Raw genomic sequence first — 15,595 nt, 5'->3', positions numbered from 1 at the left:
GAAAACATGCTTGGCGAGATCAATGCCGACGATGCTAATGTTATTCATGGATGGACCCTCTCTTCGAGATGCCGTGTGGTGCCCCATGCACCCGCAGATGGCGTTAATCTTCATCTTGGCACATGGAGGGACGGGTCCATCCCATTTCCTACTCAGATTTTGAAACCCAACTTCTATCTCGAGAACAAAATACCGCTAATACCAACATAACAAAAAGCTCACCCTTCATCCAAAGCGAATAACTTAAAAATGATGAAAGCAAAGAAACAAGCATCATAGTTCCTAAGACGCGCTCATCGTGCTTACCCAAGAAAACAAGATTAATGTAATTTTTAACGAACAAACAAATTAAAAAAACGGATGCAAACAATCCAGGAATACCAAGCATGACGACAATCTCAACAAAAATATTGTGAGGATACCCTGGTAAACTTCCAACACCAACGCCTAAAAATGGGGATGAAAAGAGCTCACTTATCCAGAAAGAAAGCGTGTCAAGTCTTATATTGCCAGACCTTCCCAAATCACCCTGAAACACATCAACAAGTCCAGAGATTGACCTAGAACTTGAACCCAAAAGAAACAAAGAAAAGATAGCTATAAAGCCACCTGTTACAATAAAAAAATTAAACCTGAACCATGTACGGCCCTTGTAAATGACTCTGAACAAATCTAGAAAAAGGTAACAAAAAATAGCAATCAAAGTAGCCAATAACGCACCTCGACTACCGGACATGATCAATGCATAGAAAAGTAGGCAGCAAGATAAGAGTGAGAAAGCAAAGTTTTTCCTATTTATTTTCACCTCAATAATCCTAAGCAACGAGACAACAAACCCTAGCGCACATAATAATGAGAAGTAAATTGGGTTTGTGTTAGGTACTGTCAGCCTTCCTTTATATTCTCCGTCAAAAATTATAGAAAAAACAACCACAGACAGCATTACAACAACAAAATAATCTTGAAATTTTCTGAGCGGAATTAGTCTGTTAAATGACAAAAAATACGCAGTTACTGCTGGAACAATCACCCCATAAATATAGCTTACAATATACGAATAACCAGAGTCATAATCATCCGAGTATAATAATGAAAAAATCATAAGCAGAAGCAAGACAAAAAGAGAGAATCCCAAAACAAAAATTCTTGGGCACAACTTAACTGAGCCAACATTATCAAGTAATATAACTACATATATAACCAAAGGAAAAAAAGCTATTCCTGAGCCAAATTCAACCCCTAGAAAATAAGTAAAAATACCAACAATATAATAAGAAAACAAAGTCAAAACGAAGGAAAAAACTTTGCTATTAGCATAGGAAAAAACCGAAAATAATACTGCTGAAAATACCCCCCAAAAAAACATGTTACTTCCCAAAAAGTGAAGATATGCGAAAACAAATAGCTCTAATCACTCCCACAGTGCCATAAGACTCATAGACAGAAATATATTTATCACTTCTTTTTTGCCATGATGTTGTAGAAGACACCCCCTCCCCCTGAAAAACTGCCAACGGCTTATCTACATAGTAAAAACGAGAAAGTTTATTATAGTACCTATTAACAAGGTCATAATCTGAGTAAATGCTAAACTTTAAATTATATTTAAGCACCTTGGAGGTATGTTGCGTTTTCTTAAAAAACATTGACTGATGACATGCATGCAAAATACCTTTCTCTAACATTCTTTCCGGATATGCTTTGATAATATTTCCGCGTTCTTGCTTGTCACCGTAAATCAAATTATAAGAGCTTAATTGATCAAAGCCTATATCTTCGACGGTACTGGTAGAGAAAAACCTATCACCTGAGTTCATGAAATTCACCCATTGCCCACTCGCGAGAGTAATTCCCTTATTCATAGCATCGTATATTCCTTCATCATTTTCGCTCACCCAATAATCAATGAGATGACTATATTCCTTTATAATATCTAGAGTCCCATCGTTGGAGCCACCATCCACAACAATATATTCAATGTTAGAGTAAGTTTGTTGAACTACACTACAAAGCGTTTTTTCAATATTATCGACATCATTGAATACAACTGTAACAACGGTAACTAAAGGTAATTCTTTCGAATCTTCTTTAAATTTTCCATTAAACCGAAGCCCACCATCCGATATCTTCCCCCTCTCTTGGGGCAGTTTTACCAAAGAATAGAATCGACCATTTTCTTCATCAAAAATTTTAGGCCGGCTAGATACTATTTTGCGAGTAGTAGAGTGATTTTCCTTTCGCATATGAATCACTATTACTCCAAGAATTTGAGATAATCAATTATCATATTAGAAAACGTTGTCAAATTTCCATAGTAGTTTATTTGGCAGGCAGCAGTCTCCTTGAGATTTGTGATACCTGTCTCCCGGTAGTTTTCAAGAACCCAGTCCCCTTTAAGTGCATTTACACAGACCGGTGTTTTGGTTTGCCTACTGTGACCTGAAGTTCATACTTCAGGTTAAGTAATACGCTATTTAACGGCGTCCAGTTGCGAAGCTTTCCACTCCGGCAACGTGCGGGCTTGGCCTCTCCACCTGATTGATGGCGTGTCGCTTCGCCAACATAGCGTTTCTGTGTCGATGCTCATGGGTCGTACTACTGCACGAAGTCGTGTCCCCCTACCGGCCTTTAGCTACACCTTTAACGCATCGGTATGGCTGATGGCTTTCTGGACTGCCTTAAACCTGGAATCCTGAATTCAACCGAATACTTTCGCTCTTATCACCATTATTTATGGTTGACATCGTTTACCTCCAGGGAGGTTATCGATGCGTGTCCGCAGAAGCAAATGAAGACCAACACTTTCTTAAAAGTCTTTTTGTTTATAAATAGTAATAGATTTACTAAAATTATCTTTAATGAATTGTTCGTCAGCCTTTGTAGGTACCTCTAAATATATTTCATCAGAGATAAACCGTATAAGTAAGTTTTTCAACCAAGCCAATTTTTTGTTCTGCCGAAGACATTTACCAACAGCTTTCGGAATATTAGAGGAGACAAATTTTACAACCTTTGATTGCTTAACTACTTTCACGCCTTCATTGTTTTTTTCTCTTTTGTTAGCATGCCCAATTTCAGGTAGAGTGCGAACCTGGAAAAAATCACATAACGGATGCACGCCGGAACTGTCTTTAAGCTCGTCAAATGTAACAATGCTGAGGTTTTCAAAATTTCTTTTAATGGATTTAAATAAATATTCATAATGATAAGCATTGGCATCATTTGAAAATTCAGCATAACTACGGAAAGTTGGATATAATTCATCAATACCAACACTAAGGAACTCACAATACTGTGAATACAAGCCTTCAAAAGGATGTCTAATTGTTAAAATAACTTGACAATCAGCTCCTTCTAACAATTCAGAAAGCCTAGCAATCTTCATTTGCCAATGGGCACCATCAAATGCAAAAAAACCAGAATAATCTGCAGTAAACCATTCATCACTTATTAATATACTGCTGTCGTTTAAAGTATTCTCTAGCGCTGTACCAATTTCTTTTTTTAGCTTTATATTTTCCTCTTTTGAGAAGCAATAGTATGCTATTTTTTTGTAGAGGGATGAGTTATCTTTTAGATCTATAACCTCTCTCCCCAGGAAATTAACTCCTTCAACAAATGGAAAGACATACTGCTGCATTGAAGTTGTCGCAGTTTTATGAAGACCTAAATGAAGGTATACTTTGTGGTTCATAGAGAAAAGCCAAACTTTATTAAGAGCTTTCAAAAACTAAAGATCAATAATCATAGTTAAATAGAGAAATCTCTTCCTTAAAAAAATTAGCGATGTAATCTATATCTTCTTGATCTTTATAATACTCTCTATAATTATCGCTCGAGCCTTTGGCTGACCGCTTAGCATAAACATCAAGCCCAGGAAAAGGTATCTCAAGATACGAAAAGATACCTCTCAAATCCTCATCAAGTCGAGAGTACTCTATTACCGTGTCTACCAAAATTTCCCCACTGGTATTGTCTGTGTATTTTTTAAAATCTTTTGGTAGAGGATGTTCACGAATAAACTTGCTAAACGTAATATCAAGATTTTTCCTGTTTTTTATCATTTTATACCATGAAACACATTTGTCCCAAGGATTTCTTTCAATTGTGAATTTATAACTATTATCCCATAAATCAGGGTCAATTCGAGCCTTTAGTCTTGAAGCACTCATATGGTTATAATACTTTGTTTTATGAAATAGCTCGCTAACACTTTTTGCGGTTTCCTTTACCCCCAACCCTGACCAATAGTCATTTAACGGATTAAAAAATCCCTTATAATTTCTTGGCTCATGGCCTTTCTCTGCGGGATAAATTGGAGTAATAATATCAGAATCTCCGCAAAAAGGCGACAAAAAAACTTCCACGCTAGTCCCTGCAGTCTTGGTTGTCTTGATAAAAATGAACCCATTCTTTTTCGATAAAATCATAATCAAGCCATCCTCAAAGTTTTATATCTCAATACTATAGCGAAACTTGATTTAGGGAAACGCTGCATCCCACGTGAAAGCTGCTTGATAGTCATCGACGAGTTAGAGTTTTACTTTTCAGCAACTTTTGACCCCAACTTCCTGGACTTCACCCAATAAACACAGCACTTGCTGTTTTCAGTGCACCTGAGTACTCGCTCAGAAACACTTGGGCAGGTGTTCGATAACCCAGACGCTTCCTGGGCCGGTTATTGAGCTTGTCCACTACCAGTCGAAGCTCGGCATCGCTCACCTTTCGGAAGCCGGTACCCTTCGGCAAGTACTGCCGAATCAATCCGTTGGTGTTTTCGTTCGTCCCCCGCTGGCTGTAGCGGTAGGGATCACAGAAATAGGTAGTGGCACTCTCACCGTATGAGCCACCTCTCGGCGAGCCGTTATCCAACGTAGAGGTCTCCACAGCGCCACGGCGTGGCTTCAGCAGCCGGCACATAGCCTTGGTGGCTCTACCAGTAGCGCTCCAAGGCCCAACAGAAAGATACTTTCGAGCGTGAACAGGCGAACGCGCGGCTGAGGTCTTGTCAGCCACTGTTGCATTGACCGGTTAAGCATACAGCGATGTACTACGCGAACAGCCTAAAGTGAAGTACGCCTTCATCAGCAAGCATCATCAGGTGTTCAGCACAGGAGGGGGAGGGCTAAAATTTCTCTCCCTTATCCTTGGCATATTTTTTAGGTCGATTGGATAAAACAGCAAAAACGCCCGGAAAAAAATTAAAACAGCTTTTCACATCTCACAATATTGTGAGAATTGCCGTTTCGCGAAACCCACCACAATTTTGTGAGCCACCCTCACAATATCATGAGAGGCGAAATTGCTAACTCATTGAAATACAATGAGGTTATCGATAATGGGGGCTATCCAAACCTTCTCACATCTAATAAAAACTTCGATACCATTCCACAAACCTCGCCACTCCCTCTTTCACCGGCGTACAAGGCTTGTAACCGACCGCTTTCTCCAGTTCGGAAGAATCCGCATAGGTGTCCGGTACATCGCCGGGTTGTAGGGGGAGTAGGTCTTTCCTGGCGGTTTTGCCCAGCGCCTCTTCGATCGCTTCGATGTAGGCGCTGAGCTTCACCGGGTTGTTGTTGCCGATGTTGAACACGCGAAACGGCGCGTTGCTGGTGGCCGGGTCCGGGTTGTCGCTGTCCCAATCCGGGTTCGGCTCGGCGATGTGGTCACTGGCGCGAATCACGCCTTCCACGATGTCGTCCACGTAGGTGAAATCGCGGGTGTGGTTGCCGTGGTTGAACACCGGGATGGGCTCATCGTTGAGAATGTTCTGCGTGAACTTGAACAGTGCCATATCCGGCCGACCCCAGGGGCCGTATACCGTGAAGAAGCGCAGCCCGGTGGTCGGCAGCCGGTAGAGGTGGCTGTAGCTGTGCGCCATCATCTCGTTGGCTTTCTTGGTGGCGGCGTAGAACTGCAACGGGTGGTTGACCCCCTCATGCTCGGAAAACGGCATCTTGGTATTGGCGCCGTAGATGCTGCTGGTACTGGCGTACGTCAAGTGCGGTACCTTGGCGTAGCGGCAGGCTTCCAGAATGTTGGTAAACGCCACCAGGTTGCTTTCCACATAGCTGTGCGGGTTCTCGATCGAATAACGCACCCCGGCCTGGGCCGCCAGGTGAATCACTCGATCGAACTGGTGATTCAGGAAGCACTCGTGCACCGCTTGCTGATCGGCCAGATTGGCGCGGATGAAAGTATACTCGCCGCTGCTCTGTTGCGCCGTTTCCTCGAGGATGGCCAGCCGGGCTTCCTTCAGGCTGACATCGTAGTAGTCGTTAACGCTATCGAAGCCGACGACGCTGTCGCCCCGCTTCAGCAGGTACTTGGCGGTATGGAAGCCGATGAAACCGGCATTGCCCGTCACGAGGATTTTCATGGCATCAATACACCAAGAGTCAAGAAATTATAAGTAAGGTAACACTATTGTGGCGGTGTAACCGCTAGCGGTCTTCTTTCAGGCTGGCGCAAACCAGGCTGGCGAACTGGGCGAAGAAGGCGCTCAGCACGGCCAGCATGCCGCCCAGCACGATGCCCAATGCCAGAACCAGTTTCTTACTGGTGCCTTGCTGTTGAAGGCTTTGCACGGCGGTTTGCGAGACTTCGCCTTCCGTCAGCTCTTCCAGATCGGCTTCGATCGATGAAATACGCGCCATCGAACTGGCAACGACTTCTGCCGACCCTTCACTGTTGGAATTGCGAGCCGCATCTAGCGCCTCATTTGCACTTTCTAGCTGCCGTTCCAGCGAACGCCGGCGCCGCTCGACACTCTGGTGCTGGCTCTCTTTCAGGCGCGTCAAGAGGTTGTCGTGCAGGGCCGTTACCAATGCCTCGTTGTCAGGAGTGGCCTGAGAGGAGATCGTTACGAGCAGGGTATCGTTCGGGTTATCCACCTTGGTTTCAAAAGGCAGACGTTCCAGCCCTTCACTGGCGATCAGTTCGCGGGTGATCGGGCCGAGAAAGAGGTTGTCTGCCTTGGCGACGAGCGAAGAGGGTTCTTCCAGCGGGTCGCCCGCCCCTTCTTCCGCCACGTTGTAGATCGACGTGTATTGATAGGGGGTGGGCAACATCAGTGCATAAGCCAGTGCCCCCAGCACGACGACCAGGAAGATGGCTACCATGATCTTCCAGCGCTTGATCAGGATCTTGGCCAGGTCGACCAGGGAAATTTCATCGTCGTGGTGGTTTACCGTTCGAGCGTCTTGAGAGTCAGTCATTCCGTCGTTCCGTGATGAGATTCCAAGCATTCGGGCACGCTACCGCCGGGAGATTGTTCCGGGTGACGTCTCCATGCCCGTGAAAGTGTGGTTGTAAACTGTTAAAAACCGTAGCCGTTTGTGCAAAATGCCATTTTAGTGAAGGCGTTGCATGAGCTCTACTGCTGACACGTATGAGTTTTGTGTCAGGTATGTCGCGGGGAGGCGACAAGCCACGGTTGCGAGCGATCAATCGTTCAGGTTGGCGCGAACGATCGAGATGAAATGCCACAGGTACGCCGCAATGACAGACAGCAGCATTCCCAACACGACAGCCAGGCCGATGATCAGCGTGCTAGAGGCGCCCTGTGCGCCCAGGCTGCGTGATGCGACTTGCGACGCTTCCCCCTCCGTAAGGGAGGCGAGGAGGTCTTCGTAGTGCCGGGTTGTCTCGAGCATCGTTTCGTCGGCAATGCCCGTTTCCTGCATCGCTTTCTGTAACCCATCCAGCCTCGCTTCCAGGCTACTGCGTGTCCGCTCGACCAGAGCCTGCTGCTCACCGGCCAACGCCTCGAACACTTGCTGGTGCAGGTGTTCAATAGCATCCCCTTGCTCCTCGGGAGCGCGAGTGGTCAACGATACCAGGTGTGAGCCTTCCAGGTGGCCGGCGTTAATATCGAAGGGCAACCGCTCCAGGTCCTGGTCTGCGAGATAGCGCCGTATTTCCGTGGGTAATGTTTGCGTCTGCAGGCGTGTCAGCACGGTAGCTGGGCTCTCCAACCCGACTGTGCCGCCCTGTTCGCCTTCGATTTCCGAGATGCCGTATAACGAGGTGTAGGTATAGGTCTCTGCCGACAGCAGCACGTAGGCAATGGCAAACGCGATGACGGAAAGGAAGACGCCAAGCATTATCCGCCATCGCCTGACCAGGATCAGGGCGAGATCGACCAGCGAGATGTCGTCGGCCGGCCGACGGGTTTGGTTGTTCATCAAGTTCCCCACGGTCTGCTATCAGGCGATTCAGCTATCCGGGCTGTTGTTATCGCTCTCGTTTTCTGGGCACGCTACCGCCCAGGGATTGTTCCGGACATCTTCCCTTGCCCGCAATTGCTCTGATCGACGTCTTGTTACAGCGAGCAAGGTGTCATAACGATAATGGCAGGGGTTTCACACAGGCGTCCACTTCCATGCGCGGCCTCGCATGGCGATTGAACGTAAGCGAGAAACGGTCAATGCCCTGGAATCATCCTTTACCCGTTGGCACCTGCGGCTGCTTTGGTGATGCAGCTCTATTTTCAGCGACATTAGGATACAGGGAGTACCTGCGTGATTGAAGCGTTGACTTGGGTTGGCGGTTCGTTTAAGTGCAGAGCCCTGCCTTGTGCCACCGCCGGGTGCCTGACGGCACCTATCGCGACTGAAGTCGCTCCTACAAAACCCAGTGCCCATGGAATGTCGGATTATGGGGTTGTATGGCCTATCGCGACTGAAGTCGTTCCTACAAAACCAGTGCCCATGGAATGCCGGGTTATGGGGTTGTGGGAGCGGTTTCAACCGCGATGCAGGGCGTGAGCCCTGCCCTGTGCTACCGCCGGGCGCCTGACGGCCCCTATCGCGACTGAAGTCGCTCCTTGTGTCTCTCGGAGGGAATGATTCGCTACCATTCCCTCACGGCCTGAAGGTAACCCGTGTCGCTCCTGATGGGCATTGACCCTGCTGTGTAGATGGGCCCTTCAGGCTTCTTACTCGTCAGTTTGAACGGTATCCAACGCCCCTCGCATGGACGAGAGAGGCTGGAGAGCACAGCATGAGGGGATCCTGAATTCAAACATTAAGCGCAGCACCTGCGGTTTTCAGTGCCCCTGAATACTCTCCCAGGAACACTTGTGCCGGTGTCCGATACCCCAAGCGTTTTCTGGGGCGATTGTTCAGCTTGGCTACGACGCTTCTGAGTGATCATCGCACCACAAGCGACAGCTGCACCTCTCATCGACGGATCGCGGCGACTCCACTGTCTAGGATGTGATGGCCCACAACGAAGTAAGTTTGCTGCTGAGTCTCTACGCTTATCAAGTCCTTCACGGTCTGCGAGAGGGGCAAACCCGGCAAGGCTGGAGCTTGATGCGGATGCGTGCGCAGGTGCTCACAGTAGCGGCGGCGATGCCACCGACAAATGGTAGCCCACCTTGCTGAATGGCCTGCCTCAGCTGACTGCCTTAAATGAGTTCGTATATATATGTTGGACACCGCACTGACCATACCTCGATATTCAACTATCTTAACAGCCTCCTCCTGCATCTATATGAGTTCAGGATGCGAGGAAAAACTAAGCGGCAAAATCATTTGGAGATCAGCTCATGAGCAGGAACCAGGTCAAAGGTCATGCGAACGAGGCGAAGGGGAAGGCCAAGGAGGTTGCCGGAAAGGTGACCGGCGACAAAAGCACGGAGTACAAGGGAAAAGCCGAAAAACATGGTGGCAAGGCTGAAGCAGAATTAGCAGATATGAATGATGGCAATGAAGAATCAAAAAATAAGGAAGCACCATGAAAGACTCAACGGTATAACTGAAGATCAGCTACGCCGTCGTCGATGACGTGAAAGCCGGTTCCATGTTGCTGAGTATTACTGCTATTACTGGTGACGATGTCTGTAACATGAAGGATGAAAAGCTCAGAAAGATAGACCTAGGTCATTAGGCCGATATAACAGAGGGAAGATACGTTACGCAGTCCTGGCGTTGGGCGGTATTCTAGGCATGGGTGGTCGCCCGTTCGTCATTTCAGGGAGGACCATGAAGCAGAACAAGGAGCAGCGCGTCGAGTCCCTCTACGCCAGGTGTCGGGCTACCCAGATGGCTGAGCGTGCTCCTGCAGTGGCCGGTGTTGGGCTGCAGCTGTTTGGTGAATTCGCGAGCAACTAATGCAGGAATTGGCAATGCCTCACAATAGGCAGGAACCCTTGGCTAGCGGGTCGAAGGTTGCCGGTCGGAATCCGGCGGAATCAGGCCCGGATAAACATCTGTTCAATGCGGTCCAGCTCCGCTTGTTTCGTTACACAGCGGTTCTGTTTTGCCTGGTTGTATTGGCAGCGCTGATCGGAATCATTGTGTGGTCATTCAGTTGGATACTGAATGCATTCTACAATCTTCTCCTGTCGCTTTCCCTGGCCGGGATTCTGGCGCTGGTACTTTATCCAGTGGTGGGGGTTCTCGAGAGCCGGCTCCACTTTCCCCGCTTGCTGGCCATCATTCTTCTGCTGGTGGCCTTCTTCGTGGGCATCGGTGGCCTGATTTTCCTGCTTGTCCCCATCCTTGTCAGCCAGGCCATCCAGTTGATGACCGTTCTGCCCGATGCACTGGCAAGCTTCCAGACTCATTTCTCCACTCACTTTCCAGAACTTAGCTCCATGATCTCCACCAGCATGGAGAGCAGCGATGGCGAGGAATCCGAGTCAGTCGTACCGGGCGTGGAAAATCCGAGCACGGCTATCATGTCCTATCTGGGGCGGTTGGCGGCAATTAGTTTCGTGCCCCTTTTTCTGTTTTTCACCCTGCTTTCCGGAGACTTGCTCCGAGGGCAGGCATCCGAACTGTTGTCCATCTTCCACAAGCCCACCCAGCAGAAAATGCTGTACTTCATGGATGTGTTCGTCGGATATGTATCAGCCTTCTTTCAAGGCCAGCTGATCATCGCCGTGTGTATGGGTACCTTGTATGCCATAAGTTTCACGCTGATCGGCCTGGATTTTGGCGTGCTTGCCGGGCTGGTGCTGGGGCTGCTGAATATCGTCCCCTTCCTGGGCACCCTCATCGGCCTGCTGGTGATCCTGCCCATGGCCTACCTGCAGCCGGATGGCGGCGTTGAGTTACTGGTCCTGGCCGGACTGGTGTTTGCGGCGGTTCAACTGGTGGAAAGCTGGTTGCTGACACCGAAGATCATGGCCAACCGCTCAGGCCTTCACCCCGCACTCGTGGTTATTTCTCTGTTCTTCTGGGGTACGGCCTTGGGCGGCATTATTGGCCTGATACTCGCGGTTCCCTTGACGGCGTTTTTCGTCGCCATCTGGGGGGAAATCAAGACTAGCCTGAAACACACTCTGAGCAATCGAGATGAAAGACCATGAAGGTAGCGTCCCCCTTCAGGGCGTTAAAAATCGGCTCAATATGCTCATTTACACTCTCGTAAAATCCGCTTTTCATCGATTTTTCAGACAAAGCTTAGTACTACTGTGTCATAAATTAGGCTGTTACGATGTGGGGGTGTTCTACCTCAGGGATGCCGGTTGCAGTTGATGTCACGCTCTACGCTTCACGACGGTTTCGATGCCTACCTGGACGAGTTGGCGCCCCAACGGGACATGCCGATCGCGTGCGAAGCTTCAGGGACTACTGTTATGGCCTGATGCTATTGCTGCCCCGAAAGAGCATCGAGCCCATCGCGGCCAGCCTTGATCCGGAGATCGCCCTGCAGCAGGTTCGCGAGACGCTGGACGCCGGCATCACGCCTGGCATCGTGCTGGCGGATGCCGCCTACGGCAAGGTGACGGTCTGGCGGGAACAGCTCGCCGAGTGGGGCCTGAGCTACTGCGTGGGCATTAGCGACGACCTCAGCGTCTGGGCGCCCGGTACCGAGCCCCTGCCCCCTGAATGGTCGGGGCAGGGGCGGCCACCCATACGGTGGCAACAGACGACGGAGCACCATCCCGTGTCGGCGGACACGTTGGCCCATGCCCTGGAGAACGCCCACTACCAAACAGTCACCTGGCGAGAGGGCACGAACAAGGCGTTGCAGTCGCGCTTTGCCGCTTACCACCTGGTTCCTGGCTATCTACCTGCTGACCCAACGCAAGAATGGCCTCTCGGCGCTGCAGTTGTCCCGGGAGCTCAGCGTCAGCTACAACACCGCCTGGAAGCTCAAGCACAAGCTGCTGCAGGTCATGCACGAGCGTACAACTGGGTCAACACCGTGCTGGGCAACGTCAAGCACGCCATCACCGGCAGCTACCATGCCATCCGTGGACACCATGTGCCGCGCTACCTGGCCGAGTTCGAGTACCGCTTCAATCGGCGCTATGACCTCACGGCCATGATCCCACGCTTTCTGACGGTGGCGGCGAGAACACCGCCGATGCCGTACCGGCTCCTGAAGCTGGCTGAGCCATATACGTAATCAGATACCATTTTGTGATACGAATCGCGATTTTAAGCTTGAATGCATCGCATCGCCTTATGTGTGATAGCGTACAGATGTTGCTCTATAGCGTTCTATACTTGAGAAATGTGTCTCGGTGAACTTGAGATACCCGTATATAAACAACTGAAATCATATAACCCATATTGGGCATTGCGATCAGATGTTGTGCGAAATCAAGCAAGAGGGATAGATCTTCAATGCAAGAATTGCATGTTTTACAGCAAAACGCTCTGCTTGGCTTGCTGCCGGAAGATGAGTTGAAACGACTGTTGCCTCATTTCGAGGAGGTGACGCTGACATTGGGCCAATCGCTGTGTGAATCCGGACAGCAAATGGACCATGTTTACTTTCCGATTGACTCCATCGTCTCGCTGTTGTGCGTCATGGAGGATGGTGCCTCCACGGAAATTGCTGTTGTGGGCCATGAAGGGGTTGTGGGCGTGTCACTGTTCATGGGCGGTGAAACCACGCCCAGCCGAGCGATCATTCAGAGTGCAGGGAAGGCTTACCGTATCAAGGGTCAACTGCTCAAAAACGAATTCTACCGCGCCGGCCCGATGCAGCAACTGCTCCTTCGCTATACTCAAGCCTTGCTGACGCAAATGGCACAGACGGCGGTATGCAATCGTCATCACAGCGTCGATCAGCAACTATGTCGCTGGCTACTACTAAGCCTTGACCGACTGCCAGGCGATAAACTGGTCATGACCCAGGAATTAATCGCCAATATGCTGGGTGTTCGTCGCGAGGGAGTCACCGAATCGGCGGGTAAACTCCAAAAAGCGGGCCTCATCTCATATCACCGTGGGCATATCACCGTGACTGACCGGCCTGGACTGGAGGGGCGCGTCTGCGAATGCTATACGGTGGTCAAGGAAGAATACGACCGCCTGCTAAACGGTTCCTCGACGTTTCATGTGGATTCGGCCTGGTCCAGTAACCGTCCCACGGGACTGCCGATCAGGTAGATCATCGCGATGAAGTTGGCCTCGTTCCGGTAGCCGTGTGCGCGTGATCGGGCCGCCTGGAACAGACCGTTCATGCCTTCCAGACGGGCGTTGGTCAGGCCGGAGATCCAGCGCCTCACCACCTGCTCGGCATGCCGCTCCAGCGTCGTCAGGGCCTTCACCATCGGCTGGAGCAGTGCCTGGCCGGTAACGGCCTCCCGCATGACCTTGAGGTAGTTCGTGATGCACTACCGTGTGGCACGCGGTGTCGGTGCCTTCTGGATCCAGCGCAGCTTTTCCTTGATCACCCAGGCATCGCCGGTGGCCCCCCTGATCGGCTACCAGCTCCTGGAGGGCGGCGATCTGCTTGGCCGTATGCAGGTCGAGTAGCCCGGGGGAACCACCCCCTCAGGCCCTCACAGAACCGTACGTGAACCTCTCGATTCATACGGCTCTTCCTATCCAACCTTCTTCGAGTAGACAAACTCCCGATGCACAAAGAGTGTCGGCTGTGCCGTACGAACCTTCTTTACCCAGGCCCATGACCGGCGTTTATGCCCTCTCAAGCGCTTGTACTTGTTGCGTGCCCAACGGCCAAGACGAAGATCGATCTTTACCAGCGCCCGCTCCAGAGGTTGCGGATAGAACTTTCCGTAATATGTTACCCATCCTCGCACCATGGGGTTGAGCCAATCCGCCAGTTGACGAAGGTCTGCCCATGTCGCTCGGTTAATATTCATACGACGGAGCGTTTCATGTATCCGCTTAAGTGCCTTACGGCTTACCCCAGGATTAAAGCCGGTAAATAGATTACCTTGCTTGCCTGCGCTCTCTGGGTGGCGATGACGAGGCCCGGCAAACTGCCGAACAATGGCTGCCCACCGCTCGTGAAATTGGCGATACCGCCGCCAGCCCGCAGCTTTCCGCCCACTCTTTTAGCAATGCCATAGTTTTGCTTGTCAGGCGCTGCTTACTGAAACCGATATGAAGATTACCGAAAGTAAATGCCAGGGCATTTGCTCTCCGGCTAGCAGGACTGGAGGCAGATTTATCCACTAGCAAATCGCTCAACGGCTGCGCCTGCAAGCTCTAGGCATGGGCATGTAGCGCACTCAATGGGGTGTATACGCGAGTATCGAATGTGGAAATTGATGAGTTCATTGATTCATCCTTGAAAACAAAAATTGGGCATTTATCTACCGCGCAAAATTCAGACCCGAATCCAGCGTTATCGGCAGGCATTGACTGTTGCGCTGAATGCGCCGAGCTTTTTAAGACACTAGTAAGCAACCGATCAGAACCGAGTAATGCACGAAAATCTGTTGCCGACAGCGGCTTACTGAGCCAGAACCCCTGGGCACCATCGCAGCCTTGTAATTCGAGATAGTCCAGCTGTTCGGGTGTCTCGACACCCTTGGCCATGACGCGCATGGATAAATTCTGACCAAAATTGATAAGCGCCTTGATGAACAGGGAATCTTCCAAGTTATTTAGCATGTCATGAACAAAACAGGGCGCGAGATTGACCGTGTCGATTGGAAAACATTGCAACTGTTTCAGGCTGACGCTCCCGTCACCGAAGTCGTCGATGGCAATGCGTATCCCCATATGGCTCAACTCGACCAGTGTCGATATTGAAGCATCGGTATGCAGATGCATCAGGCTGCTTTCAGACACCTCCAGTTCTAGAAAATGGGCATCTAGCCCGGTCTTGGCCAATATCTCCGCCACACGAGCGGGCAATGTCTTGTCGCGCAGTTGCATCGCTGACATGTTCACCGCGATGGGCACGATATCGCCCCCTTCACGACGCCATGCCTGTAACCGACGGCAGGTCTCACCCAATACCCAGTAACCAATAGGGACCATGAGTTCGCGGGCTTCTGCGACGGGAAGAAACGCCGAGGGCGGCATGAGGCCCTGTGTCGGGTTTTGCCAACGCACCAGCGCTTCTGCGCTAACCATATAGCCGGTGGCGAGATCTATGCGGGGCTGGAAATCGAGAAACAAAGCGTCTGCCTTTAGTGCCAGATGCAGTTGGGATTCCAGATTCCTGTTTTGCGTCTTCAGGGCGTCCATCTCGGCACTGAACAGCTGGTACTTGTTGCGACCGCTTTTCTTGGCGTGGTACATGGCTGTATCGGCATTATTGAGCAAGGTGGGCTCATCGCTGCCGTGATCGGGGTAAACACTGACCCCGATGCTTGCGGTAATATGCAGCTCGTTATGGCAGATTTGGTACGGCTCAGCTAACG

General features: G+C 50.0%; 14 protein-coding genes and 5 pseudogenes. 7 read left to right on the top strand and 12 right to left on the bottom strand.

The window, feature by feature from the left end:
• Positions 1–148 precede the first annotated feature (148 nt).
• The 9 genes and pseudogenes from FVV99_RS18420 to FVV99_RS19155 all read right to left on the bottom strand — a co-directional run.
• A complete protein-coding gene (locus tag FVV99_RS18420) occupies positions 149–1,366 on the bottom strand; it encodes an O-antigen ligase family protein (protein WP_148255585.1) in 1,218 nt (405 codons plus the stop codon).
• 1 nt (position 1,367) lies between these two features.
• The gene (locus tag FVV99_RS18415) at positions 1,368–2,243 is read right to left on the bottom strand and encodes a glycosyltransferase family 2 protein (protein ID WP_148255586.1); all 876 of its coding nucleotides are present in this window, start codon (positions 2,241–2,243) and stop codon (positions 1,368–1,370) included.
• Between the two features lie 563 nt (positions 2,244–2,806).
• The gene (locus FVV99_RS18410) at positions 2,807–3,694 is read right to left on the bottom strand and encodes a hypothetical protein (RefSeq protein WP_148255584.1); all 888 of its coding nucleotides are present in this window, start codon (positions 3,692–3,694) and stop codon (positions 2,807–2,809) included.
• A gap of 43 nt (positions 3,695–3,737) precedes the next feature.
• Positions 3,738–4,430, bottom strand: a complete 693-nt coding sequence (locus tag FVV99_RS18405; RefSeq protein ID WP_148255583.1) for a sulfotransferase family 2 domain-containing protein — start codon at positions 4,428–4,430, stop codon at positions 3,738–3,740.
• Between the two features lie 148 nt (positions 4,431–4,578).
• A pseudogene (locus FVV99_RS18400) lies at positions 4,579–4,926 on the bottom strand (IS30 family transposase); the annotation flags it as partial.
• A gap of 439 nt (positions 4,927–5,365) precedes the next feature.
• The gene (locus FVV99_RS18395; protein WP_148255582.1) at positions 5,366–6,382 is read right to left on the bottom strand and encodes an NAD-dependent epimerase; all 1,017 of its coding nucleotides are present in this window, start codon (positions 6,380–6,382) and stop codon (positions 5,366–5,368) included.
• 64 nt (positions 6,383–6,446) lie between these two features.
• The gene (locus tag FVV99_RS18390) at positions 6,447–7,220 is read right to left on the bottom strand and encodes a Wzz/FepE/Etk N-terminal domain-containing protein (protein ID WP_148255581.1); all 774 of its coding nucleotides are present in this window, start codon (positions 7,218–7,220) and stop codon (positions 6,447–6,449) included.
• A gap of 228 nt (positions 7,221–7,448) precedes the next feature.
• On the bottom strand, positions 7,449–8,189 hold the full coding sequence (locus tag FVV99_RS18385; RefSeq protein ID WP_148255580.1) for a Wzz/FepE/Etk N-terminal domain-containing protein: 741 nt from the start codon (positions 8,187–8,189) through the stop codon (positions 7,449–7,451).
• A gap of 834 nt (positions 8,190–9,023) precedes the next feature.
• A pseudogene (locus tag FVV99_RS19155) lies at positions 9,024–9,152 on the bottom strand (IS30 family transposase); the annotation flags it as partial.
• Positions 9,153–9,176: 24 nt separating this feature from the next.
• On the opposite strand from FVV99_RS19155, the pseudogene FVV99_RS18375 reads away from it, so the two are divergent.
• From FVV99_RS18375 to FVV99_RS18350, 6 genes and pseudogenes are all read left to right on the top strand, one after another.
• Positions 9,177–9,379 (top strand): annotated as a pseudogene (locus tag FVV99_RS18375) (IS1380 family transposase); the annotation flags it as partial.
• A gap of 177 nt (positions 9,380–9,556) precedes the next feature.
• Positions 9,557–9,748 (top strand): CsbD family protein, encoded by a 192-nt coding sequence (locus FVV99_RS18370; RefSeq protein WP_148255579.1) that lies wholly within the window; start codon positions 9,557–9,559, stop codon positions 9,746–9,748.
• A 387-nt stretch (positions 9,749–10,135) separates the two neighbouring features.
• On the top strand, positions 10,136–11,323 hold the full coding sequence (locus FVV99_RS18365; RefSeq protein ID WP_148255578.1) for an AI-2E family transporter: 1,188 nt from the start codon (positions 10,136–10,138) through the stop codon (positions 11,321–11,323).
• 168 nt (positions 11,324–11,491) lie between these two features.
• Positions 11,492–12,066, top strand: a pseudogene (locus FVV99_RS18900) (transposase); the annotation flags it as partial.
• A pseudogene (locus FVV99_RS18355) lies at positions 11,999–12,369 on the top strand (transposase); the annotation flags it as partial. The pseudogenes FVV99_RS18900 and FVV99_RS18355, both read left to right, overlap by 68 nt.
• A 221-nt stretch (positions 12,370–12,590) precedes the next feature.
• Positions 12,591–13,361: a Crp/Fnr family transcriptional regulator gene (locus tag FVV99_RS18350; protein ID WP_148255577.1), complete on the top strand. Its 771-nt coding sequence runs from the start codon at positions 12,591–12,593 to the stop codon at positions 13,359–13,361.
• Here the strand turns inward: FVV99_RS18350 and FVV99_RS18345 are convergent.
• Positions 13,307–13,564, bottom strand: a complete 258-nt coding sequence (locus FVV99_RS18345; RefSeq protein WP_148255576.1) for a transposase — start codon at positions 13,562–13,564, stop codon at positions 13,307–13,309. The genes FVV99_RS18350 and FVV99_RS18345 overlap by 55 nt on opposite strands.
• Before the next feature lie 16 nt (positions 13,565–13,580).
• Here FVV99_RS18345 and FVV99_RS18605 point away from each other — a divergent pair, with 16 nt between their 5' ends.
• Positions 13,581–13,730, top strand: a complete 150-nt coding sequence (locus tag FVV99_RS18605; RefSeq protein WP_161599053.1) for a hypothetical protein — start codon at positions 13,581–13,583, stop codon at positions 13,728–13,730.
• A 68-nt stretch (positions 13,731–13,798) separates the two neighbouring features.
• On the opposite strand, the gene FVV99_RS19120 is transcribed toward FVV99_RS18605, so the two are convergent.
• Both FVV99_RS19120 and FVV99_RS18335 read right to left on the bottom strand, forming a co-directional pair.
• Complete coding sequence (locus tag FVV99_RS19120) at positions 13,799–14,101, bottom strand: group II intron maturase-specific domain-containing protein (RefSeq protein ID WP_407921363.1); 303 nt, start codon at positions 14,099–14,101, stop codon at positions 13,799–13,801.
• A 328-nt stretch (positions 14,102–14,429) separates the two neighbouring features.
• The coding region (locus FVV99_RS18335; RefSeq protein WP_148255574.1) for a putative bifunctional diguanylate cyclase/phosphodiesterase at positions 14,430–15,595 on the bottom strand (1,166 nt) is incomplete at its 5' end.

Source organism: Aidingimonas lacisalsi, assembly GCF_008079445.1.
GTDB classification, from domain to species: domain Bacteria; phylum Pseudomonadota; class Gammaproteobacteria; order Pseudomonadales; family Halomonadaceae; genus Aidingimonas; species Aidingimonas lacisalsi.
This window is presented reverse-complemented; position numbering and strand designations above follow the sequence as displayed.